Origin of the sequence: Luedemannella helvata (assembly GCF_039528415.1) — a bacterium.
GTDB lineage: Bacteria > Actinomycetota > Actinomycetes > Mycobacteriales > Micromonosporaceae > Luedemannella > Luedemannella helvata.
In genome coordinates this window covers 321,230-344,279 of record NZ_BAAALS010000001.1, presented here as the reverse complement: position 1 = coordinate 344,279, position 23,050 = coordinate 321,230, and the positions used below count along the sequence as shown (strand labels likewise).

21 protein-coding genes are annotated in these 23,050 nt (G+C 73.2%); 14 read left to right on the top strand and 7 right to left on the bottom strand.

Annotated elements, in window-relative coordinates:
- The first annotated feature begins 36 nt into the window (after nucleotides 1-36).
- From ABD191_RS01590 to ABD191_RS01555, 8 genes are all read left to right on the top strand, one after another.
- A complete protein-coding gene (locus ABD191_RS01590) occupies nucleotides 37-798 on the top strand; it encodes a response regulator transcription factor (protein ID WP_425560624.1) in 762 nt (253 codons plus the stop codon).
- A 2-nt stretch (nucleotides 799-800) separates the two neighbouring features.
- Nucleotides 801-2,402, top strand: coding sequence for a sensor histidine kinase (locus ABD191_RS01585; protein ID WP_344075886.1), 1,602 nt, complete (start codon nucleotides 801-803; stop codon nucleotides 2,400-2,402).
- Between the two features lie 41 nt (nucleotides 2,403-2,443).
- Complete coding sequence (locus ABD191_RS01580; protein ID WP_344075885.1) at nucleotides 2,444-3,643, top strand: efflux RND transporter periplasmic adaptor subunit; 1,200 nt, start codon at nucleotides 2,444-2,446, stop codon at nucleotides 3,641-3,643.
- Complete coding sequence (locus ABD191_RS01575; RefSeq protein ID WP_425560623.1) at nucleotides 3,640-4,362, top strand: ABC transporter ATP-binding protein; 723 nt, start codon at nucleotides 3,640-3,642, stop codon at nucleotides 4,360-4,362. The genes ABD191_RS01580 and ABD191_RS01575 overlap by 4 nt, the downstream gene beginning before the upstream one ends.
- The gene (locus ABD191_RS01570; RefSeq protein ID WP_344075884.1) at nucleotides 4,359-5,567 is read left to right on the top strand and encodes an ABC transporter permease; all 1,209 of its coding nucleotides are present in this window, start codon (nucleotides 4,359-4,361) and stop codon (nucleotides 5,565-5,567) included. The genes ABD191_RS01575 and ABD191_RS01570 overlap by 4 nt, the downstream gene beginning before the upstream one ends.
- A 13-nt stretch (nucleotides 5,568-5,580) precedes the next feature.
- Entirely contained in the window at nucleotides 5,581-6,090 is a 510-nt protein-coding gene (locus ABD191_RS01565; RefSeq protein ID WP_344075882.1) for a hypothetical protein, read from the top strand.
- Between the two features lie 71 nt (nucleotides 6,091-6,161).
- Complete coding sequence (locus ABD191_RS01560; RefSeq protein ID WP_344075879.1) at nucleotides 6,162-6,512, top strand: hypothetical protein; 351 nt, start codon at nucleotides 6,162-6,164, stop codon at nucleotides 6,510-6,512.
- Nucleotides 6,509-6,931, top strand: coding sequence for a hypothetical protein (locus tag ABD191_RS01555; protein WP_344075877.1), 423 nt, complete (start codon nucleotides 6,509-6,511; stop codon nucleotides 6,929-6,931). Before ABD191_RS01560 ends, ABD191_RS01555 begins: the two co-directional genes overlap by 4 nt.
- Here the strand turns inward: ABD191_RS01555 and ABD191_RS01550 are convergent.
- Complete coding sequence (locus ABD191_RS01550) at nucleotides 6,914-8,149, bottom strand: ROK family transcriptional regulator (protein ID WP_344075875.1); 1,236 nt, start codon at nucleotides 8,147-8,149, stop codon at nucleotides 6,914-6,916. The genes ABD191_RS01555 and ABD191_RS01550 overlap by 18 nt on opposite strands.
- Nucleotides 8,150-8,219: 70 nt before the next feature.
- On the opposite strand from ABD191_RS01550, the gene xylA reads away from it, so the two are divergent.
- Both xylA and ABD191_RS01540 read left to right on the top strand, forming a co-directional pair.
- Nucleotides 8,220-9,407, top strand: coding sequence for a xylose isomerase (xylA, locus tag ABD191_RS01545; RefSeq protein ID WP_344075873.1), 1,188 nt, complete (start codon nucleotides 8,220-8,222; stop codon nucleotides 9,405-9,407).
- Complete coding sequence (locus tag ABD191_RS01540) at nucleotides 9,404-10,813, top strand: xylulokinase (RefSeq protein ID WP_344075871.1); 1,410 nt, start codon at nucleotides 9,404-9,406, stop codon at nucleotides 10,811-10,813. The genes xylA and ABD191_RS01540 overlap by 4 nt, the downstream gene beginning before the upstream one ends.
- 118 nt (nucleotides 10,814-10,931) lie before the next feature.
- Here the strand turns inward: ABD191_RS01540 and ABD191_RS01535 are convergent, their stop codons facing one another.
- Nucleotides 10,932-11,228, bottom strand: a complete 297-nt coding sequence (locus ABD191_RS01535) for an MTH1187 family thiamine-binding protein (protein WP_344075869.1) — start codon at nucleotides 11,226-11,228, stop codon at nucleotides 10,932-10,934.
- 133 nt (nucleotides 11,229-11,361) lie between these two features.
- On the opposite strand from ABD191_RS01535, the gene ABD191_RS01530 reads away from it, so the two are divergent.
- Nucleotides 11,362-14,409, top strand: a complete 3,048-nt coding sequence (locus ABD191_RS01530; RefSeq protein ID WP_344075867.1) for a glycoside hydrolase family 9 protein — start codon at nucleotides 11,362-11,364, stop codon at nucleotides 14,407-14,409.
- Nucleotides 14,410-14,951: 542 nt separating this feature from the next.
- Here ABD191_RS01530 and ABD191_RS01525 read toward each other — a convergent pair.
- The 5 genes from ABD191_RS01525 to ABD191_RS01505 all read right to left on the bottom strand — a co-directional run bounded on the left by ABD191_RS01525 (nucleotide 14,952) and on the right by ABD191_RS01505 (nucleotide 20,229).
- On the bottom strand, nucleotides 14,952-15,842 hold the full coding sequence (locus ABD191_RS01525) for an endonuclease domain-containing protein (protein ID WP_344075865.1): 891 nt from the start codon (nucleotides 15,840-15,842) through the stop codon (nucleotides 14,952-14,954).
- 243 nt (nucleotides 15,843-16,085) lie between these two features.
- A complete protein-coding gene (locus ABD191_RS01520; RefSeq protein WP_344075863.1) occupies nucleotides 16,086-16,982 on the bottom strand; it encodes a phytoene/squalene synthase family protein in 897 nt (298 codons plus the stop codon).
- A gap of 1 nt (nucleotide 16,983) precedes the next feature.
- Nucleotides 16,984-18,450 carry a phytoene desaturase family protein gene (gene crtI / locus ABD191_RS01515; RefSeq protein ID WP_344075861.1) on the bottom strand — a complete coding sequence of 489 codons (1,467 nt, stop codon included), beginning with the start codon at nucleotides 18,448-18,450 and terminating at the stop codon, nucleotides 16,984-16,986.
- Complete coding sequence (locus tag ABD191_RS01510) at nucleotides 18,443-19,198, bottom strand: lycopene cyclase domain-containing protein (protein WP_344075860.1); 756 nt, start codon at nucleotides 19,196-19,198, stop codon at nucleotides 18,443-18,445. Before ABD191_RS01510 ends, crtI begins: the two co-directional genes overlap by 8 nt.
- Nucleotides 19,198-20,229 carry a polyprenyl synthetase family protein gene (locus ABD191_RS01505; protein ID WP_344075859.1) on the bottom strand — a complete coding sequence of 344 codons (1,032 nt, stop codon included), beginning with the start codon at nucleotides 20,227-20,229 and terminating at the stop codon, nucleotides 19,198-19,200. Before ABD191_RS01505 ends, ABD191_RS01510 begins: the two co-directional genes overlap by 1 nt.
- Nucleotides 20,230-20,275: 46 nt before the next feature.
- On the opposite strand from ABD191_RS01505, the gene ABD191_RS01500 reads away from it, so the two are divergent.
- From ABD191_RS01500 to ABD191_RS01490, 3 genes are read left to right on the top strand one after another with little or no spacing between them, the layout of a single operon-like run.
- A complete protein-coding gene (locus ABD191_RS01500; RefSeq protein ID WP_425560621.1) occupies nucleotides 20,276-21,031 on the top strand; it encodes a monooxygenase in 756 nt (251 codons plus the stop codon).
- On the top strand, nucleotides 21,028-21,786 hold the full coding sequence (locus ABD191_RS01495) for a carotenoid biosynthesis protein (RefSeq protein WP_344075857.1): 759 nt from the start codon (nucleotides 21,028-21,030) through the stop codon (nucleotides 21,784-21,786). Before ABD191_RS01500 ends, ABD191_RS01495 begins: the two co-directional genes overlap by 4 nt.
- Nucleotides 21,783-22,997 carry a glycosyltransferase family 2 protein gene (locus ABD191_RS01490; RefSeq protein WP_344075856.1) on the top strand — a complete coding sequence of 405 codons (1,215 nt, stop codon included), beginning with the start codon at nucleotides 21,783-21,785 and terminating at the stop codon, nucleotides 22,995-22,997. The genes ABD191_RS01495 and ABD191_RS01490 overlap by 4 nt, the downstream gene beginning before the upstream one ends.
- The last annotated feature ends 53 nt before the right edge of the window (nucleotides 22,998-23,050 follow it).

The window sequence follows — 23,050 nt, the reverse complement described above, 5'->3', positions numbered from 1 at the left end:
AGCGACCTTCGAGGTCGCGACGCTAGACATGGGCCCATGGCAGGTCGGATCGCGGTGCAGGCAGGCCCGGCGCACGGGCTCGGGACAGGTGGACGAGTGGCGAAGATTCTCGTCGTCGACGACGAGCCGAACATCTGCGCGTTGCTGTCGGCGACGTTGCGGCTCACGGACTTCGACGTGCGCGTCGCGAACGCGGGCCGGGAGGCGCTCATCGCCGCCGAGGAGTTCGAGCCCGACCTCGTCGTCCTTGATGTGATGCTGCCCGACTTCGACGGCTTCGAGGTGGCGCACCGGCTGCGCGCGGCCGGACGGCGTGTGCCGGTGCTGTTCCTGACGGCGCGCGACGCGGTCGAGGACCGGATCTCGGGCCTCACCGTCGGCGGCGACGACTACGTCACCAAGCCGTTCAGCCTGGAGGAGGTCGTGCTGCGGATCCGGGCGATCCTGCGGCGCAGCCGCTCCGAGCCCGACGCTGACGCGGACGACCCGGGCGTGCTGCGCTACGCGGACCTGGAACTGGACGAGGACGCGCACGAGGTGCGCCGTGGCGGCCAGCTCATCGACCTGTCTCCGACGGAGTTCAACCTGCTGCGGTACCTGATGACCAACGCGGGTCGGGTGGTGAGCAAGGCGCAGATCCTCGACCGGGTGTGGAGCTACGACTTCGGCGGCGACGGCCGGATCGTGGAGTCCTATGTGTACTATCTCCGTCGCAAGATCGACAAGTTTGAACCGCCGCTGATCCATACTGTGCGCGGCGTGGGCTACGCGCTGCGGCGGCCGCGTTCGGACGGGTGATCGTGCCCGGCCTGCGACGACCCCGGTTCCGGTCCTGGCGGACCTGGACCCTGCGTACCCGCATGGTGGTCGTCGTTGCCACGCTCGCGGCGGTCGCGCTGATCGCGGCGAACGCCTTCGGCGTGATCCTGCTCCGCGGCTATCTCATGGAGCGGCTGGACCGCCGCCTCGAGGACGGGGTGCGGGCCGCCTCCCTGATCCGGCTGGACCAGGACGCCCCCGGGCCCAACCCGCAGTTCGACAGCGGTCGGCGCCCCAACCTGGGAAACCGGGGCGTGTTCGGGCCGGAGTACAACGCCTATCTCTACGACGCGGACGGCAACCGGATCACGCAGGACGCGCAGGGTCGGCCGCTCTTCCCGGACTGGAACCAGCCCGACCCGCCGGACCTGGGCGACTTCGCGTCGGTGGCCGCACACGCGGGCCGCGACGCCTTCACCGTCGGCTACTCGCGGGTCATGGTGGCCGAGCTGAAGAACACCAACGGGTACGTCGTCGGGGTCGTGTCGCTGGACGAGGTGGAGTCGATCCAGGACAACCTCATCGTCATCGACGCCGCCGTGATCGGCCTCATGTTGCTGTTCATCGGGGTGGCCGCGGCCTCCGTGGTGCGCATCGGGCTGCGCCCGCTGACCCGCATGGAACAGGCGGCCGCCGACATCGCGGCGGGCGACCTGTCGCGCCGGGTCGACGACGCCGACCCGCACACCGAGTCGGGCCGGCTGGGTACCGCGCTCAACACCATGCTGGGACGCATCGAGGAGGAGGTCGAGGCGCGCACCGAGTCGGAGCGGAAGCTGCGCCGGTTCCTCGCCGACGCCTCGCACGAACTGCGCACGCCGCTGACCTCGATCCAGGGCTTCGCCGAGCTGTACCGGCGAGGCGGCGTGCACCCCGGCCCCGAACTGGACGAGGCGATGGGCCGCATCGAGGGCGAGGTCGGCCGGATGCGGCTGCTTGTCAACGACCTGCTGCTGCTCGCGCGGCTGGATGAGGAGCGCCCGCTCGACCGCGCCCCGGTGGACCTGCTCGGCGTGGCCGCCGACGCGGTGCGCGACGCGCACGTGCGGGTGCCGACCCGGTTCGTCTACCTGGACGCCGTCGGCGGCCCGGGCGGGATCCTGGAGCCGGTGACCGTCCTGGGCGACGAGGCGCGCATCCGGCAGGTGGTGACGAACCTGGTCACCAACGCCCTGCAGCACACCCCCGACACCGCCCGCGTCGAGGTGGGCGTGGGCCGGCTCACGCCCGCGATGGCCGGCGGGCCGCCGACCGCCGCCGTGGGCGACCCGCTGCCCGACGACGTACCCGTGGCGGTGATCGAGGTGCACGACACCGGACCCGGCATGCGCCCCGAGGACGCCACGCGCGTCTTCGAGCGGCTCTACCGGATCGATCACAGCCGTACCCGCGTGCATGGTGGCGCGGGCCTGGGCCTGTCCATCGTGGCGGCCATCGTGACGGCGCACGGCGGCCGCGTCGAGCTGCGCACCGCGCCGGGTGCCGGCGCGCGGTTCCGGGTCCTGCTGCCCGCCGAGCCCGACATCCCGCGTGACGATGATTTCCCCGACGACCTTGCGGACTCCCAGCTTCCTTCGAGCTAACCACAGGTTCGCTCTGAACGGGACAGGCCACGATCCACGCCATGCGTGTGTGGCAACGACCGGTGATCCTCGTGAACACCGCCCTGGCCCTGGCGGTTCTCGCCGGGGGCTTCTGGGCCTATAGGACCGTGGCGGGGCCCGAGACGGCGCCGGCGGCGACGACCGGTACCCGCCTGGTGGCGGCAACCCAGGGCGACGTGACCGCGACCGCGACGGCGACCGGCTCGGTGGCCAGCGCCGCGACGGCGACCGCGAACTTCGCCACCTCGGGGAAGGTGACGTCGATCTCCGTGAAGGTCGGTGACGCGGTCAGGAAGGGCCAGGTGCTCGCGAAGATCGACCCGGCTGCGGCTCAGGCGGCACTCGACACCGCCGAGGACAACCTCGCGGCGGCCGAGGCGGCGCTGGACCGGGCCGAGGACGCCGCCGAGCCCGACGCCACGACGATCGCCAACGCCAAGGCCGACGTCACGGCCGCCCAGGCGTCCGTCGACGAAGCGGCGCGGACGCTCGCGGGCACCGTGCTCAAGGCCCCGATGGCCGGCACGGTGACCGCGGTCAACGGGACGCTGGGCGGCTCGTCGGGCGGTTCCGGCGGGTCGGGCGGCGGTTCCGGGGGCGGCGGCTCCGGGGGCGGCGGCTCCGGTGGCTCGACCTCGTCAAGCGGCTTCATCTCCATCGTCGACGTCAGGAAGCTGCAGGTCTCGGCGAGCTTCGCCGAGACGGACGCGACGAAGCTCAAGGCCGGCCAGCCGGCCACGGTGACGTGGAGCGCGCTGCCCGACACGCAGGTCACCGGCAAGGTGAAGACGGTCGCCCCGACGGCCACGACGGCCAACAACGTCAACTCGTACGCCGTGGTGATCAGCCTGGACTCGGTGCCGTCCGGGGCGCGCATCGGCCAGACCGTCACGGCCGTGGTGGCCATCTCCGCGGCGTCCAACGTCATCCGGGTGCCGGCCAGCTCCGTCCGTACGGTCGGCGGCCAGCGGCTGGTCACGGTCTCGACCAACGGCGCGACCGAACTGCGGCCCGTCGAGGTCGGCGTCGAGGGCGACTCGTACACCGAGATCAAGTCGGGCGTGAACGTCGGCGATCAGGTCGTCGTGGTGACCCAGACGACGTCCGGGGGCACCAACCAGTTCCCCGGCGGCGGCGGTTTCCCCGGTGGCGCGGGCGGCTTCCCCGGTGGCGCGGGCGGCTTCCCCGGCGGCGGCGCCGGTGGCGGGGGCCCGCGATGATGGCGCGGCACGCCCGCCCGGTGCTGGACGTGCGCGACGTGGTCAAGACGTACGGCGAGGGCGAGACCGAGGTCCACGCGCTGCGTGGGGTGAACCTCACGGTCGCGCGCGGCGACTACGTGGCGATCATGGGTTCGTCGGGCTCCGGCAAGTCGACGCTGATGAACATCCTCGGCTGCCTCGACGTGCCCACCTCCGGGCGGTACCTGCTGGATGGCGTGGACGTGAGCCGGCTGACCGACCCTCAGCTCGCCCTCGTACGCAACCGGCGCATCGGCTTCGTGTTCCAGTCGTTCAACCTGATCCCGCGCACGACCGCGCTGGCCAACGTCGAGCTGCCGCTCGCGTACGCCGGGGTGAAGGGGGCGCAGCGGCGCCGGCGCGCGCAGGCCGCGCTGGCGATGGTGGGCCTCGCCGACCGGGCGGGCCATGAGCCCAACCAGCTCTCCGGCGGCCAGCAGCAGCGGGTCGCGGTGGCCCGGGCGCTCGTCACATCCCCGGCGCTCGTCCTCGCCGACGAGCCGACCGGCAACCTGGACTCCCAGTCCACGATGGACGTACTCGGCATTCTCGACCAGCTCAACCAGGCCGGCCGAACGATCATCATCATCACCCACGAACCGGACGTGGCCGAGCACGCGCGCCGCCTCATCCGGCTCGTCGACGGCCGCATCGTCTCCGACGTCCGCCAGCGAGCACTTTCGGAGGTCCCGGCGTGAGCGTGTTCGAGACGGTGAGATTCGCCATTCGCGGCGTGACCGCGAACAAGCTGCGGTCGGGCCTGACGGTGCTGGGCATCCTCATCGGCGTCGCCGCCGTGATCCTGCTCGTCGCGGTCGGCACCGGTTCCGCGAAGGCGGTCCAGGATCAGATCGAATCGCTCGGTACGAACACGCTGACCGTGTCCAGCGGGGGCGTGCGCCAGGCGTCGGCCAACACGCGCAACACCGCGTTCAGCTTCGAGCTGGTGTCGGCGTTGGCCGACAAGTCCGCCGCGCCGGACGTGGCGTCCGTGTCCCCGGTCGTGACCGGCTCGCAGACGGCCACGTACGCCGGCATGGATCACTCGGTGCCGCAGTTCGTCGGCACGTACCCGGGCTATGTCGCGGCGTCGAACTTCGCCGTGGCCAAGGGTTCGCTGTTCACGCAGGACGACGTGACGCAGGGCCGCAAGGTCGCGGTCATCGGCTCGACGGTGGCCGAGGCGCTGTTCACCGGCGTCGACCCGATCGACCAGCAGATCACCGTCAACGGCACGCTGTTCAGGGTCATCGGCGTGCTCGCCGAGAAGGGCAGCTCGGGCTTCAACGACCCGAACGACGTGGCGATCGCGCCGATCAGCGCCGTGCAGGAGACGCTGACCGGGTACGGGTCGCTCAACCAGCTGCTCGTGCAGGCGACCAGCGCCGAGACGGTCGACGCGGCCCAGGCGCAGATCACCACGATCCTCAACGAGAAGCTGCGCGTGGCGGCGGGCGCGACCGCGCCGTACACGATCCGCAGCCAGTCGCAGCTGCTGGAGACCCGCACGGCCACGGCCGAGACGTTCACCGTGCTCCTCGGCGCGGTGGCCGGCATCAGCCTGCTCGTCGGCGGCATCGGCATCACCAACATCATGATGGTGACGGTCACCGAGCGGACCCGTGAGATCGGCATCCGCAAGGCTCTCGGCGCGCCCAAGCGCACCGTGCTCACCCAGTTCCTCGTCGAGGCGACCGTACTGAGTCTGTTCGGCGGCCTGGCCGGCGTCGCCGCGGCGCTGATCGGCAGCCAGTTCACCATCGTCGGCATCAAGCCCGTGATCGTGCCCAGCTCGATCGCCCTGGCCCTGGGTGTCTCCGTCGCCATCGGCCTGTTCTTCGGCAGTTATCCGGCCAGCCGCGCCGCGTCGCTTCGTCCCATCGAGGCACTTCGCTATGAGTAGGGAGCAGAACCCGATGACCGAGCCCACCACGGTCGAGCTGACCGATCCGCTGGACGACGACCTGGAACGCGAGCTCGCGGCCAAGGCGCCCCGCCAGCGCGTCAACAAGATCACGTTTGTGCTGGCCGGGCTGCTGCTCGTCATCGGCGGTTTCATCGCCGGTTCGCTCGTCCAGAAGAACTCCGGGAGTACGCCCACGAGCCCGGCCGCGCCTGGCGGGCTGACCGTCGGCCGGGCCGGACCCGGCGGCTTCGGCGGGGGACAGGGCGGCACGGGCGGTCAGGCCGGCACTCGTCCCGGCGCCGCGACGACCGGCACGGTGAAGCTCGTCAACGGTACGACGATCTACATCACCACGTCGTCGGGCGAGACGGTGACGGTGAAGACCACCGACGAGACGAAGGTGTCGGTGAGCCAGCCGGGCACCCTGAAGAACATCAAGGCGGGTTCGACCGTGACCATCCAGGGCCAGACCGCCACGGATGGCACCGTAACGGCCACCACCGTCACCGCACAGAAGTAGCGTCCGATCGACGGTGATGCCTGCGGCGGCGGCGCGATCGGGCGCGAAGAACCAGCCGGTAGGCTTTCGCCGTGACCCCCGCCCTGGCCACCGGCATTCTCATCACCTCGCTCGTCCTCGCCGGATGGGCGCTCGTCGCCGCGCTGCGCGAGCGCTGGCTCAACCGGGGCCACCTGGCGCTCGCGGCGGTCATCGAGGTCGCCGTGCTCGCCCAGGTCGTGATCGCCCTGGTGCGCATGGCGGGCGGCGAGAAGGCCGCCGAGCCGGCCACCTTCATCGGGTACCTGCTCACGGTCGCGCTCCTGCTGCCGGCCGCCACGGTGCTCGCCTACATGGAGCAGACCCGGTGGGGTTCGGTGATCATGGCGGTCGCCGGGGCGGTCGTGGCCGTCCTCATGCTGCGGCTCCAGCAGGTCTGGTGACCGCCGTGATCGACCAGGAGGCCCCGGAGACCCGCGAGGCGGCCACGAATTCCGGCCCGGGGCGCGTGCTCATCGGCATCTACGGGGTGTTCGCCCTGGCCGCCGGGGCGCGGGCCGGGGTGCAGATCGCCACGAAGTTCGACGAGGCCCCGGTGGCCTACGCCCTGTCGGCCGTGGCGGCGGCGATCTACCTGGTCGCGACCGTCGGTCTCGCGCTGGGCAACCGGTTCGGGCGCCGGCTCGCGTTCGTGTGCTGCGTGGTCGAGCTGCTCGGCGTGCTGACCGTCGGCACGCTCAGCCTGCTCGACCGGGCGGCGTTCCCGGACGCCACGGTGTGGTCCGGCTACGGCCAGGGCTACGGGTTCGTACCGCTCGTCCTGCCCGTACTCGGGCTGATCTGGCTAAGGCTGGGTCGCTAGCCAGGCGGCGGGGTGGGCGAGGACGTCCCGGATGACGGACCGGGCCGCGCCGACGACCGTCGCCTCGGGGCCCAACGCTGACGGGCGGACCGCCACGCGCGACCAGCCGGCCGTGATGACGCGCGTGGCCAGCTCCTCCTCGACTGGCGTGACCAGCCAGGGCGCCAGCGGCGCGAAGCTGCCGCCCAGCACGACCGCGTCCACGTCGAGCAGGTTGACGGCCGCGGCCAGCGCGATGCCGAGGGCGGTTCCGGCCGCGCGCAGCGCGCCCAGCATCGCGGGGTCGCCCGACTGGGCCAGGCGCTGGATGCGGTCGAGCCCGGCGGGGCCGGCGCCGGCCGGGTCGGTCAGCGGTACGCCGGCGGCGCGCAGGATCGCGTCCTGGCCCGCGTACTGCTCCAGGCAGCCGCGCGCGCCGCAGTGGCAGCGCGGCCCGTTCGCGTCGATGGTGAGGTGGCCGAACTCGCCGCCCCAGCCGTGCGCGCCCCGGTAGAGCTGGCCGTCGAGCACGATGCCCGAGCCGATGCCGATCTCGCCGGAGACGTAGATGAAGCTCGGGGAGGCCTCCGGGTCGGGCTCGCCGGCCTGCAGCTCGCCGAGGGCGGCCAGGTTGGCCTCGTTCTCCACCCGCAGGGGCAGTTCGCCGAGCTTGGCGGGCACGTCCACGTCCCGCCAGCCCAGGTTCGGGGCGACGTGGACCGTGCCGCCGCCGTCGCCGTGCTGGCGGACCAGGCCGGGGACGGCGAGGGCGGCGCCGGCGATCGGCAGGTGTTCGGCGACGGCGACCTGGGCCGCGTCCGCGGCCAGCTCCGCGACGGCCGCGAGCGCGTCGGGCGCGGGGCGGTCGCGCTGGTCCACGTGGCGGATGATCTGGTGTCGTACCGTGCCGGACAGGTCGGTGACGCAGGCCGCCAGGTAGTCGACGTTGATCTCCAGGCCCAGCCCGCAGGGGCCGCGCGGGCTGAGCGCGAGGCCCGTGGCAGGCCGGCCGACTCCGGCGCGGGGCACGGGGTCGAGCTCGCAGAGCAGGCCGCCGGCCACGAGATCGTCAACGAGGGTGGACACGGTGGCCCTGGTCAGGCCCGTGGCGGCGGCCACATCGGCGCGGGAGAGGGGACGCGCACTGGTGGCGACCCGGCGCAGCACGAGCGCGAGGTTGTGCTCGCGGAGGCTGTGCTGGCGGACGGGGGAGTCCATCGCCGTGGTCCGGACTGTCACCCCTTGACAATGTCACACCGACGTTAATAAGTTCAACCACTATACAAACGGCGTTCCGGAGGCACACATAATGACCACACAGCCCACCAAGGCGGACAAGTTCACCTTCGGCCTCTGGACCGTCGGTTGGCAGGCCCGCGACCCGTTCGGCGCCGCCACGCGCCCCGCGCTCGACCCCGTTGAGACCGCGCACAAGCTCGCCGAGCTGGGCGCCTACGGCCTGACGTTCCACGACGACGACCTCATCCCGTTCGGCTCGGACGACGCCGCGCGCGAGGGCCACATCGCCCGCTTCCGCAAGGCGCTCGACGAGACCGGCCTCGTGGTGCCCATGGCCACCACGAACCTGTTCGAGCAGCCCGTCTTCAAGGACGGCGGCTTCACCAACAACGACCGCGACATCCGCCGGTACGCGCTGCGCAAGGTCATCCGCAACATCGACCTCGCCGCCGAGCTGGGCGCCGAGACGTACGTGATGTGGGGCGGCCGCGAGGGCTCCGAGTACGACGGGGTGAAGGACGTCCGCGCCGCCCTCGACCGTTACCGCGAGGGCATCGACACCCTGGCGCAGTACGTCATCGACCGCGGCTACAACATCCGCTTCGCCCTGGAGCCCAAGCCGAACGAGCCCCGCGGTGACATCCTGCTCCCGACCGTCGGCCACGCGCTGGCGTTCATCGAGTCGCTGGAGCACTCCGAGATGGTCGGCCTCAACCCCGAGGTGGGCCACGAGCAGATGGCCGGCCTCAACTTCGTGCACGGCATCGCCCAGGCCCTGTGGCACGGCAAGCTGTTCCACATCGACCTCAACGGCCAGCGCGGCATCAAGTACGACCAGGACCTCGTCTTCGGCCACGGCGACCTGATCAACGCGTTCTTCCTGGTCGACCTGCTGGAGTTCGGCGGCGTCGACGGCGCCCGCGCCTACGAGGGCCCGCGTCACTTCGACTACAAGCCCTCGCGTACGGAGGACTTCGACGGCGTGTGGGCGTCGGCGGCCGCCAACATGCGCACCTACCTGCTGCTCAAGGAGCGCGCGGCGGCGTACCGGGCCGACCCCGAGGTGGCCGAGGCGCTGGCCGCCGCCCGGGTCGCCGGCACCCGCGAGTCCACCCTGGCCGAGGGCGAGACCTACCAGGGCCTGCTCAACGACCGGTCGTCGTTCGAGGACTTCGACTTCGAGGCGGCAGGCGCCCGCGGCAGCCACTTCGTGCGCCTCAACCAGCTCGGCATCGAGCACCTCCTGGGTGCGCGATGACCCTCGTGGCGGGGGTCGACTCGTCGACCCAGAGCTGCAAGGTCGTCGTCCGGGACGCGGAGACGGGGGCGCTGGTCCGCGAGGGCCGCGCCGCCCACCCCGACGGCACGGAGGTCCACCCGGACGCGTGGTGGTCGGCGCTCTCCGAGGCGATCGAGGGCGCCGGCGGCCTGGCCGACGTGGCCGCCGTCAGCGTCGGCGCGCAGCAGCACGGCATGGTGTGCCTGGACGGTTCCGGTGAGGTTGTTCGTCCCGCGCTGCTGTGGAACGACACCAGGTCGGCGGGTGCCGCCGCCGACCTCATCGCCGACCTGGGCGGCGGCTCTGTGGGGGCCGCCGCCTGGGCCGACCAGGTGGGCAGCGTGCCGGTCGCGTCGTTCACGGTCACCAAGCTGCGCTGGCTCGCGACCCACGAGCCGGACAACGCCGCGCGGACCGAGTTCGTCTGCCTGCCGCACGACTGGCTCACCTGGAAGCTGGCCGGCGCGACCTCGCTGGACGCCATCACCACCGACCGGGGCGACGCGAGCGGCACGGGCTACTGGTCGCCCCGTACGGGCGAATACCGCCGTGACCTGCTCAAACTGGCCCTCGGCAAGGACGTCGGCACACCCCGCGTGCTCGGTCCCGCCGACACGGCCGCCCACTCGCCGTCGGGCTTCGTCCTCGGTCCGGGTACGGGCGACAACGCGGCGGCCGCGCTCGGCGTCGGCGCCCGCCCGGGCGACGTCATCATCTCCATCGGCACGTCCGGCACGGTCTTCACGGTCGCCGAGGTGCCGGCCGCCGACGCGACCGGCACCGTGGCGGGCTTCGCCGACGCGACCGGCCGGTACCTGCCCCTGATCGCCACGCTCAACGCGGCCCGGGTGCTCGCCAGCGCCGCCACCCTGCTGAACGTCTCGCTGGACGAGCTGTCCGACCTCGCGCTGTCCGCACCGGCCGGCGCGGGCGGGCTCTCGCTCGTGCCGTACCTCGAAGGCGAGCGCACGCCCAACAAGCCGGACGCGACCGGTTCCCTGCACGGGCTGACCCTGTCGACGATGACGCCCGCCTTCATGGCGCGCGCCGCCGTCGAGGGCCTGCTCTGCGCGCTGGCCGACTGCCTCGACGCGCTCGTCGCGCAGGGAGCGGTCGTCAACCGGGTCATCCTGGTCGGCGGCGGCGCCCGGTCCGAAGCGGTACGCCGCATCGCCCCGTCCGTGTTCGGCTGCACGGTGCTCGTCCCGCCCCCGGGCGAGTACGTCGCGGACGGCGCGGCCCGCCAGGCGGCCTGGGTGGCGCTCGGCGGCGACGAGGCCCCGTCGTGGTCGGCGCTGGAGCCGGAGCGCTTCGAGGCCGACCCGACCCCGCAGGTCCGTGCCCGCTACGCCGAGGCGCGCGACCTCACGCTCAACCGCTTGTAGACCTCTCTCCTCTCAGGGATGAACCGGGCTGGCACCCACGGGGTGCCAGCCCGGTTCGCTGTACGGATCCTGCCGTCTCCGGCAACCAAGCAAGGACCCGATCAGGGGCGCGGTGCGGTCATCCGTCGCGCAGGCGCGCCTCGACGTGGGCGACCTTCGCCGTCATCGCGTCCGTGACACCGGGCCGGATGTCGGCCTTCATCACCACGCTGACCCTCGGCGCGCGGGCCTGGACCGCGTCGACAGCCGCCTTCAGGACCGCCATGGTCTCCTCCCAGGAGCCCTCGACGGTGGTGAACATGGCATCCGTGCGGTTCGGCAGGCCGGACTCGCGGACCACGCGCACGGCGTCCGCGACGTACTCCCCGACCGATTCCCCCACCCCGAGCGGCGTGATCGAGAACGACAGCAGCATGCGCCCAGGCTAACCGCGCGCACGCCCGGGACAGTCGGGTCCACGCCGTAAGTTTCGCTGTTCATTGATGCTCGGGGCATGAGCCGCATGTCATGCGTTGACATGCGTGAATAATGGTCGCGACCATCCCCAGGTGACAGCCCACAAGCTTAGGCGCGCCCTGCGCGCCAGTACGGCTGCGGCTCTGGCCGCCGTCCTTATCGCGCCCGGGCTGGCCTCCTCGCCAGCCTTCGCCGCCGATCCCGTCGAACTGATCGTCAACGGCTCCTTTGATACCGGTACCGCACCCTGGTACTCCTACGGCACCGCGACCGCTGGCGCGGTCGTGGACGGCGAATACTGCGCCGACGTGGCCGCCGGACTGGCGAACCCCTGGGACGCCGGCATCGGCCAGAACGACCTGACCCTCGTCGCGGGTGGCTCGTACACCCTGAAGTTCACCGCCTCGGCGAGCGCGGCCGCCGCCATCAAGGCGAACGTGCAGCTGGGCGTCGACCCGTACACGACCGAGCTGAGCCGGACCGTGGAACTCGGCGACAGCGCCGAGTTCGAGTACACGTTCACCGCCGCGAGCAGCACGGACAAGGCGCAGGTCGCCTTCCAGCTCGGCGGGAACGCGAACGCGTACACGATCTGTGTCGACAACGTCTCGCTCGTCGGCCCGCCCGGCGGTGGCGGCGGCGAGCCGACCGGCGCCGAGCAGCTGATCAACGGCGGCTTCGACGACGGCACGGCGCCCTGGTGGTGGACCGCGAGCGCGCCGTCGGAGGTCGTCGACGGGCAGCTGTGCGCCACGATCGCCGACGACACGGTCAACCCGTGGGACGCGATCATCGGCCACAACGACGTGAACATCGTCGCGGGCACGACGTACCGGCTCACGTTCTCGGCGAAGGCCAGCAAGGCCGTGACCGTGCTCGCCAACGTCCAGCTCTCCACCGAGCCGTGGACGCAGTTCCTGTCCCGGCCCACCACGATCGGCACCGAACTCACCGAGTACTCGTACACGTTCACGGCCGACGCCGACGCCCCCACGGCGCAGCTGGCGTTCCAGATCGGCGGCTCGGCCGGCGGCTGGACGCTCTGCCTGGACAACCTTTCGCTCAAGGGCGGGGCGGCCCCCGACGTGTACGAGCCCGACACCGGCCCGCGCGTGCGCGTGAACCAGGTCGGCTACCTGCCGGCCGGCCCGAAGCGGGCCACCCTCGTCACCGAGGCCACCGAGGCGCTGCCCTGGCAGCTGAAGAACTCGGCCGGCACCGTGGTCGCCTCCGGCACCTCCGCCCCGGCCGGCGTGGACGCGTCGTCGAACCAGAACGTGCACCGCATCGACTTCTCGTCGTACAAGAAGGCGGGCAGCGGGTACACGCTGGTCGCGGACGGGGAGACGAGCTTCGCGTTCGACATCTCCGCCTCCATCTACTCCGACCTGCGCTCGGACGCGCTGCAGTTCTTCTACATCCAGCGCAGCGGCATCGCGATCGACGGTTCGCTGGTGGGCGAGAAGTACGCCCGGGCGGCCGGCCACATCGGCGTCGCGCCCAACCAGGGCGACATCGACGTGCCGTGCCAGGCGGGCGTCTGCGACTACAGCCTCGACGTGCGCGGTGGCTGGTACGACGCCGGCGACCACGGCAAGTACGTCGTGAACGGCGGCATCGCCACCTACCAGCTGCTCAGCGAGTTCGAGCGGTCCAAGACCGCCGCTGCCGTGGCCGCGGCCCGGGGCGACAACACGCTGCGCCTGCCGGAGACCGGCAACGGCATCCCGGACGTCCTCGACGAGGCGAAGTGGGAGCTGGACTTCCTGCTGCGCATGCAGGTACCGGCCGGCAAGCCGTTCGCCGGCATGGCCCACCACAAGATCCACGACGCGGCCTGGACCGGCCTGCCGCTCGACCCGGCCGACGACCCGCAGCCGCGCGAGCTGCACGCGGTGTCGACGGCGGCCACGCTCAACCTCGCCGCCGTGGCGGCGCAGGCGGCCCGCCTGTTCGCCAACTACGACCCGGCGTTCTCGGCCAAGGCACTCGCGGCCGCGAAGACCGCCTACGCGGCGGCCAAGGCCAACCCCGCCAAGTACGCCCTGGTCAGCGACGGCAACGGCGGTGGCGCGTACGACGACAGCAACGTCACCGACGAGTTCTACTGGGCGGCGGCCGAGCTGTTCATCACCACCGGCCAGGCGACCTACAAGGCCGACATCGACGCCTCCCCGCTGAAGACCGCCAACGTCTTCGACGCGGGCGGCTTCGGCTGGCAGGGCGTCGCGGCGCTGGGCCGCCTCGACCTGGCCACCGTGCCGAACCTGCTGCCGGCCGCCGACCGCGCGGCGGTGAAGGCGTCCGTCGTGGCGGCCGCGGACGCGTACCTGGCCACCCAGGCCGGCGAGTCCTACGGCATGCCCTACGCGCCGGCCGACTACCACTACGTGTGGGGTTCGAACAGCGGCCTGCTCAACAACCTCGTCGTGGTCGCCACGGCGTACGACCTCACCGGCGCGGCCAAGTACCGCGAAGGTGTCGTCGAGGGCGTCGACTACCTGTTCGGTCGCAACGCGCTCAACCACTCCTACGTGACCAACTACGGCGACGTGACGCCGCAGAACCAGCACAGCCGCATGTTCGGCAACCAGCTCAACACCGAGCTGCCGAACCCGCCGACCGGATCGCTGGCCGGCGGCCCGAACGTCGACATCCAGGACCCGTACGCGGGCAAGCTCCTCAAGGGCTGCGCGCCGCAGTTCTGCTACGTCGACGACATCCAGTCGTACGCCACCAACGAGGTGGCCATCAACTGGAACTCGACGCTGGCGTGGGTCGGCGGCTTCCTCGGCGACCTGGGCGACGGCAAGGCCCCGGCGGCCGGCACCTGCAAGGTGACCTACGACCTGCAGGGCGATTGGGGCAGCGGCTTCGTCTCGCAGATCACCATCAAGAACACCGGCACGAAGGCGATCAAGAACTGGGAGCTGGCCTGGAACTTCGCCGGCAGCCAGAAGATCGACCAGCTGTGGAGCGCGTCCTACACCCAGTCCGGCGGCGGCGTGACCGCGAAGAACCTTTCGTGGAACTCGACCATCAACCCGGGCAGCTCGGTGACGTTCGGCTTCACCGGTGCCACGAGCGGCGCCAACACGTCCCCTGAGCTGTTCAAGCTCAACGGCGCGGCCTGCTCCTGACCCACCCTCGGCGGGTGCGCCCCGTCCGCTCCGCGGACGGCGCGCACCCGCCGCCTTGTTCCCCCCTTGCCCACCCACCCGCGTGCCCGCGTGCCGGCCCCTGCGTGCCTGCCCGCCCGCCCGCGTGCCCGCCCGCCCGCGTGTCCGCCCGCCCGCGTGCCTGCCCGCCCGCGTGCGTGCCTGCCCGCCCGACGTTTGGGCGATTCCGCGTGTAACAGGGCCCCTGGATTCCACGCGGAATCGTCCAAACGCCGGCAGGCAGGCGCCCACGAGATGCGCTCGGGGACGCGTACCCACGCCCCGGACGCCGGCCCTCTTCGGGCCGGCTTTCCCCTTCGGACCGGACCTATGGTCGGCCCGCCTCGGACCGGGCTCCCTTCAGCGGGGGGGGGCGACGCGCGGCGGATGTGGGCGGGGCGGATGCGGGCGTGGGGATGATGCGGGCCGCGGGGCGGATGCGGGCGTGGGGATGATGCGGGCGCGGGTGGGGGCGCGGGTGGGGCGCGGGTGGGGGTGGGCGGACGAAGGCCGGCGCTGCGTTGTTAGCGGGGGCGGCGGGTGGCGAGCGCGCCCGTTATCTCGTGGAGGAGGGGTTCCGGGGCGTAGAGGCGGGCTGCCGTGACGTGGATGACCAGCCAGCCGGCCGCTTGGAGGCGGTTGAGGCGGTCGCGGTCATGGTTCAGCTGATCGGCACTTGCGTGCCACACGCCGTCGTACTCGATGGCCACGCGAAGGTCCGGGTAGGCGAGGTCGACGCGGGCGATGAAGCCGGCCGCGTCGTAGATCTTCCACTGGACCTGTGGCGTCGGTAGGCCGGCGAGCACCATCATGACCCGCAGCCGGCTCTCCTGCGGTGACTCTGCCCGCCCGTCGACGAGCCCGACTGTCCGGGCGAAGCGTACCGACCCGTAGGCGCCTCTTCGCGCCGCGGCGTGTGCCGACAGCGTCGCCTCGTTGACGAATCCGGCCCGGACGATCCGGTCGAGCAGGACCACGGCCTCGATCGGGTCCAGCCATTGGGTGAGATCCCAGCAGGTGCGTAGCGGTGTGGTCACCGGGATGCCCTTGATGACGCAGCGTTCGGCCGCGTCGAGGTGGCCGGCGTGCGCGATGACGTCCCGTACCCGGGGCCGACCCGCCTCCGGCGTGATGACCTCGACCGGTTCGGCCGGGCGAGCCAACCCGGGGCCGAGCAGGGTCGCCGCCGAGCGGCCGGCGATGGCGCCGCCGTCCGGCAGCAGGTGGGCGGCGACCGCGCGACAACGTAGTTCGTGGGTGACCGGCAGCGACGCGTCGGCGTAGACGCCGCGTACCAGCCGGCGCCAGGCTTTGCCCTGCAGCTGCGTACGGCTGATCAGCCCGGCGGCCACGGCGGCGGGTCCGTCGAAGAACCGGCCGCGCAACCCGGGTGGTCGGTGCGGAAGCCGGGCCATGGGCCCATCCTGCGGCGTCGCCCGGCCGGACGCCATGCCTGTGGATAACGTCGCGTTTGGACCCCACGCCGTGGATAGCGCCAGGCGGGGCGGCGTCAGTTCTCCGGTCTGACGCCGCCCCGTCCCCGTACCCGCGCCCCGTGTGATGCGCTCCCCCGGAGCCCGGCGGGCCAGCCGGGGGTTTTTTTCGTGGTGCCCCCGCTCGGTTCGAGTCGTCAGGTTCGACGGTGGTTCCCGGAAGTTTTAGCGAAGTTCGGCCCGGTGGGCGCGCGCCGCGGCGCGGTGCGCCCGCGCGAACAGTCCCAGGCGCGTACGCGCGGGCACGGCGACCCGGCGGCGCAGGATCTCGTAGTCGGCACGTTCGATCTGGCGCAGGATGCCGCCGTAGAGCTCGTGGGCGGTGCGTACGCAGGGGCGAGACGACGGGGCCAGCAGGTCGATGCCCGGTTCGGCGGCGGCGTAGTGTTCGCGGGCGCGGGCGATCTCGAAGGCCAGCAGCGAGCGTACGGCCGCGGACGCGCGCGGGGCGGCCAGGTCGTCCCGGGTCACGCCGAACCGGGCCAGGTCCTGGGCCGGCAGGTAGACCCGGCCGCGTGCCAGGTCCTCGCCGATGTCGCGGACGAAGTTGGTCAGCTGGAACGCGAAGCCGAGCTGCCGGGCGGGTTCGCGGGCGGCCGGTTCCAGCGGTTCGAGGATCGGCAGGGTCATCTCCCCGATGACGGCCGCCGAGCCCTCCATGTAGGACAGGGTGTCGTCGTAGGTCTCGTAGGCGGTGACGGTCAGGTCCATCGTCATGGCGCGGAAGAACCGTTCGAAGATCTCCCGGTCGATGTCGAAGGCGCGCACGGTGTGCACCACGGCCGGCAGGAGCGGGTCGTGGGTCGGGGCGCCGTCGAGTGCCGCGAAGAACTCGTCCGCGAACGTCGCGAGGGCCCGGGCCCGGTCCTCGACGGCGGCCGTGGCCGCCAGGTCGTCGACGATCTCGTCGGCGTACCGGGTGAGGCCGTAGAGGGCGTGCACGTGGCGGCGTTTCCATGCCGGCAGCAGCAGGGTGGCCAGGTAGAACGAGCGGCCGTACCGGGCGTTGAGGCGCCGGCAGCGCTCGTACGCGGAGGTGAGGGTGGGGGAGGGGCTGGGCACGCTATGCCTTCCGGACGCGTTCAGCCGCCAGGCGGCCGGAGATGAGGACCGTGGGCACGCCGACGCCGGGGTGCGTGGCGGCGCCCGCGAAGAACACATTGGACAGTCCGCGCACCCGGTTGGCGGGACGGAACGGGCCGGTCTGCGCGAACGTGTGGGCCAGCGAGAACGGCGTACCCATGGGCAGGTCCATCGCCGCCCAGTCGACCGGGGTGACCGTACGCACGACGTCGGCGGACGAGCGCAGGCCGGCGTAGCCGCGTCCCGCGAGTTCGGCCCAGGTGGCCTCGACGAGCCGGTCGCCGTCGGCCGCCCAGTCGAACCGGCCGCCGAGGTGCGGGGCGGGTACGAGCACGTAGTAGCTGTGCCGCCCGGCCGGCGCGAGCGCCGGGTCGGTGCCGGACGGGTGGCAGACGAGCAGCGAGGGGTCGCTCTGCGGGACGCCGCCGCGTACGAGCTCGTCGAACGTCGTCCGCCACGCGCGTCCGAAGTGGATGTTGTGGTGGGCGAGGTCGGGTGACGACCAGTCGGCCCCGACGTGCAGCAGCAGGCACGACGGCGCGTAGCGGGCGCGGGCCAGCCGGCGGGGTGCGGGCCGGTCCGGCAGCAGCGACCGGTAGGCGACCCCCAGGTCGGCGTTGACGATGACGGCCTGCGCCTCGATGCGCGACCCGTCGGAGGTGATCACGGCGGTCGCCCGCCCGCCGCGCGTCTCGATCCGCGTCACGGGCGCGCCGTACGTGAACTCGACCCCGTGCTTCTCGGCCGCCCCGGCCAGCGCCCGCGCGAGCGCGTGCATGCCCCCGCGCGGAAACCACACGCCGGCCACGGTGTCCATGTAGCTGATCACTCCGTAGAGGGCGAGGGCCTCGTGGGGCGCCATGCCCGCGTACAGCGTCTGGAACGAGAAGACCTTCTGGGTACGGGGGTCCCGGAGGTGTTTCGCCACGCGTCCGCTGAGGCGGCGCAGGCCGCCGAGCGCCACGAGCCGGGCGAGGTCCGGCCCGACGAGCCCCAACGGCGAGTCGATGTTGCGGTCGATGAACGAACGGAACTCGACCTCGTAGAGCCGGGTGAGCCACCGCGCCAGGTCCCGGTACCCGGCCGCCTCGCGCGGCCCGGCGAGCGCCTCGATCTCCGCCGCCATCGCGTCCGGGTCGGTACGCACGTCCAGGGTGGAGCCGTCGGCGAAGTGCGCCCGGTACGCCGGGTCGAGCGGCACCAGGTCGAGCCAGTCCGTGAGCGTCTCGCCCACGGCGGCGAGCGTCGAGTCGATCACGTCCGGCATGGTGAGCACGGTCGGCCCGGTGTCGAACGAGTAGCCGTCCACCCGCAGCTGCCCGGCCCGCCCGCCGGGCGCGTCCGTGCGCTCGATGACGTGCACCCGCCGGCCGTCCCCGGCCAGGTGCAGTGCCGCCGCGAGGCCGCCGAGCCCCGCGCCCACGACGACGACGGGCCGCTCACGCATCGGCGGTCACCGCCGCCCGCCGCAGCCACCGCGCCGCCCGCCGCCACATCTCGGCATCCAGCGCGAGGATCATCCCGTTCACCAGCAGCATGGTCGTGACCAGGAAGAACACGGCCTCTTCGAGGGGCAGGCCGAACGGGCGCAGGCCGAGGGTGCGATCCGGGTTGATCCACCAGGTGCCGGCCCGGATCGCGATCAGGTCCACTGCCCACAGGTACGCCGTGGGCAGCGCGACCGCCCACGCCCGGGCGCGACCGTGGGCGGCGAGGCGGTCGCCGCCGAGCGCCCATTGCAGCGCCAGGAGCGGCCCGAACCAGCCGACGATCGCGGTCAGGTAGAACCCGTGCGACCACACCGGATGCGCCGCCCAGGCGGCCACGGCGGCCGCACCCCAGCCGATCCCGCCGACCCAGCGCGCCGACCCGCCCGCGCCGGCGGCCGGGGCGACACGCGCGAGGACCGCGATGGCCACGAACCCGACGAGCAGGGACTGCCCCATCATGAACAGGTACTCCTCCAGCGGCACCCGCAGCGCCTTGGCGGCCACGTCGCCGTGGCGCCACACGTCGTGCGCGATGAGCCACGAGTCCCACGGGGTGGTCCAGGCCACGGCCAGCGCCGTGTAGGCCCCGAGCGCCCCGAACGCCGTCCGGGCCGTGGCGAGCCGGCGTCGTGACGCCCACACCGCGACAGCCGCGAGCGCGAGCGGCGGCGCGAGCCAGCGCAGCAGGAACTCCAGGTAGGTCATCAGCAGCTGCGCCGGGTCAGGTAGTCGGTCAGGGCGGTCAGTTCGGCGCGTACCTCGGGTTTCATGGGTACGGACGAGAGTGTGTCGCGGGCGTCGCGTACCAATGCACTGGCCTCGACCACGGCCGCGTCGCGCCCGCCCGCGGCCTCGACCAGGTCGGCGGCCGCGCGCAGCTCGTCCGTGCGGCGCGGCGGCCGGGCGAGGAGCTTGTGCAGCGTCACAGCGTGCGGGGTACCGGAGTCCAGCGCCAGCAGCACGGGCAGGGTCCGCTTGCCTTCGCGCAGGTCGGAGCCGGCGGGTTTGCCGGTGTGTTCCGGGCTGCCCCACACGCCGAGCAGGTCGTCGATCGCCTGGAACGCCTGCCCGAGCAGGGTGCCGGCCCGGCTCAGCTGGGCGGCCCGGGCGGGCGGCGCGGCCGCGAGCACCGGCCCGATGGACAGGGCGCAGGCGAGCAGCGAGCCGGTCTTGGCGGCGGCCATGGCCCGGTAGCTGGCCAGGTCACGCGGACCGTCCAGGTCGGCCGACTGGCCGGCGACCAGCGTCATCGCGGTGCGGGTGAGCAGCCGCGCCGCGTCGGGCGCCCCCGGCGCGGTGGTGTCCTGCACCAGCTCGACGGCCCGTACGAGCAGCGCGTCGCCGGCGAGCAGCGCGGGTCCGATGCCGAACTCGCGCCACGCGGTCGGCCGGTGCCGGCGGGTGCCGTCGCCGTCCATGATGTCGTCGTGCAGCAGCGTGAAATTGTGCATGAGCTCCACGGCCGCCGCGCCGGCCGCCGCGGCGTGCCGGTCCACGCCGACCGCCTCGGCGCCGAGCACGGCCAGCGCGGCGCGCACCTGCTTGCCGCCCGAGTTGGGCCGCGGCACGCCGTCGGCGTCAGCCCATCCCAGGTGGTATTCGGCGATGCGGCGCACGGTCGCCGGCAGGTCGGCCACCGCACGGCGTAACGCGGGGTCGACCAGGCGCCGGGCGCGCGCCAGCACGGCTGGTTCGTCGACGGCCATCGTGGCCGATTCCGTGGCTTCCTCGATCATGCAGCCTCCACACTCGAGGGGTATTCGTCGCCACGCGCGACCACGGATGGGTCGGTGTTACTCATCTTCTTATCGCTGGTCACGGCGCCGCCGTGTGCCTCACGATAGCGGTGTGCCGCTGGTGACCATGCATATCTGGCGGGTGCCACCCGTGCGAGTCGGCGCCGCGCTGTGGCGCGTGGCCCGCGACCGCGGCCGGGTCCGCGCGTTGCCCGGGTGCGCGTTCGCGAAGGTGCTCGGCACCGGTCGGGGCTTCGGCCCGGGCGGGGCGGACGCGACCCGGTGGGCGGTGCTGTCCGCGTGGCACTCGCCGGCCGCCGCGGCGGACTTCGAGGCGGGTACGGTCGCCAGCGCGTGGCGACGGATCGCGACCGCCGAGTGCCGCCTGGACCTGGCGCCCCTGTCGGGCCGCGGCACCTGGGCGGGTCGCCGCCCCTTCGAACCGGACCCCGGGGCGGCTCCCGACCGGGGCATCGTCGTGGCACTGACGCGGGCGCGGCTGCGTCCGGCGCGCGCCCTGCGGTTCTGGCGGGCCATCGGGCCGGTCGCGGACGCGGTCGCGCGCGCCGACGGGCTGCACGCCACGTTCGGCGTCGGCGAGGCGCCGATCGGTTGGCAGGGCACCGTGAGCGTGTGGCGCGACGCGGCCGCCCTGCGCGCGTTCGCCTACCGGAACCCGGCCCACACGAGCGCGATCGCGGCGACCCCGGCAGAGCGCTGGTACGCCGAGGAGCTGTTCGCCCGCTTCGCGCTGCTGGATGTGGCCGGCGACCGGTCGGTCATCGGGTGGGCGGCCGCGTGAGGCTCGTGTGGACACTGCTCGCGGCCCTGGTGGCGGCCGAGATCTGCTACCCGCTCACGACCGGGGCGGTGCGGGCCGCACTGGTCGTGGTGACCGTCCTCCTCGGCTTCGCCGCCAGCCTCGCCCACGCGATCACGGCCCGCGGCGCGCGGGCCGGCGCGGCTCTGCTCGGCGTGGCCGCGGCGGGGTTCGCGGTCGAACTGCTGGGCGTACGGACCGGCGTCCCGTTCGGCGGGTACGACTACGCGGCCAGCCTCGGCCCGCAGCTCGGCGGCGTCCCCCTCCTGATCGGCCTCGCCTGGGCGTGGATGGCCTGGCCCGCCTGGCTGGCGGCCGGCCGGCTGGTCACCGGTCGCTCCGTGCGGGCCGGCGTGGCCCGGGTCGTCGTGGCCGCCGTGGCACTGGCCGCGTGGGACCTGTTCCTCGACCCGCAGATGGTCGCGGACGGCCACTGGGTCTGGCACGACCCGGACCCGGCGCTCCCCGGCGTCACCGGCGTCCCCCTCGGCAACTACCTCGGCTGGCTGCTGGTCGCGTTGATCGTCGCGACCGGGCTGACGGTCGCGCTCGGCCACGCGCGCCCGTCCGCCACGGACGCCCCGATGCTCGCGTTGTACCTGTGGACCTACGCCTCGTCGGTGCTGGCGCACGCGGCCTTCCTGTCGTTGCCGGCCTCCGCCGCCTGGGGCGCGCTCGGCATGGGCCTGGTCGCCGTCCCGTTGGCGATCAGCTGGCGCCGCGGGGCGACGCCGTGACCGCGCCGTTCTGGCTGGCGACGCTGGTGGCCGCGGGCGCGTCCGGAGCCGTCGCCGCCACCGCACACGCGATCGTCAACGCCCGGCTGCTGCCGCGCGCCCGACCGACCGGGAGCGCGGGCGGGCCGGGTCGCCCCGGCCCGGACCTCCGCGCCGCGCGGCCCGCGCGCAGCGTGCCGGCGGCAGGCCCGGCCCGGCCGGCGCGCGTGTCCGTGCTGCTGCCCGCCCGCGACGAGGCGCGGCGGATCGGCGCGTGTCTGTCCGCGCTGCTCGCCCAGGGCGACGCCGCCGAGATCCTCGTGTACGACGACGGCTCCACGGACGGCACGGCCGACCTGGCGCGGGCCGTCGCGGGCGGCGACGCGCGGGTGCGGGTGCTCGCCGGGGACGGGCCGCCGCCGGGGTGGCTCGGCAAGCCGTACGCCTGCGACCGCCTCGCCGCCGCGGCGACCGGGGACGTCCTCGCGTTCGTCGACGCCGACGTCGTGCTCGCGCCCGGCGGGCTCGCCGGCGCGGTCGAGGCGCTCGACCGGACGGGGGTGGACCTGCTCACGCCGTACCCGCGCGTGGTGGCGCACGGGCTCGGGCAGCGGCTCGCGCAGCCGCTGCTGCAGTGGTCGTGGCTGACGTTCCTGCCGCTTCGCGCGTTGCGCCGGTCGCGGCGCCCGTCGCTGGCCGCCGCCGGCGGCCAGTTCATGCTCGTACGGGCGGACGCGTACCGGCGGGCGGGCGGCCACGCCGCCGTCTGCGACCGGATCGTCGAGGATGTCGAGCTGGCCCGGGCGGTGAAGCGGGCCGGCGGCACCATCGGCCTCGCGGACGGGTCCGCGCTGGCCACCTGCCGCATGTACGACTCGTGGCGCGACCTGGTCGACGGTTACACGAAGTCGCTGTGGGCGGCGTTCGGCTCGTCGGCCGGCGCGCTCGCGATCGTGGCGCTGCTCGGTTGGCTCTACCTGCTGCCGGTGCTCGTCGTGCTGACGGCCCCCGCGTGGCCGGGGTGGGCGGTCGCCACGTGCGTGGCGGGCTGTGTCGCGGGCGTCGCCGGGCGGGTCGTGACCGCGCGGGTGACCGGCGGGCGCGCCTGGCCCGACGCGCTGGCCCACCCGGCGTCCGTCGCGCTCTTCGGCTGGCTGGTCCTGCGCTCGCTGCGCCACCGCCGCCGCGGCGCGCTCCGCTGGAAGGACCGCACCCTGGACGGCGCGCGATGAGAAGAAGCGGTGCGAGTGCGCGGGGCGCGGGTGTGGCCGGGCGTGGCGGGGGT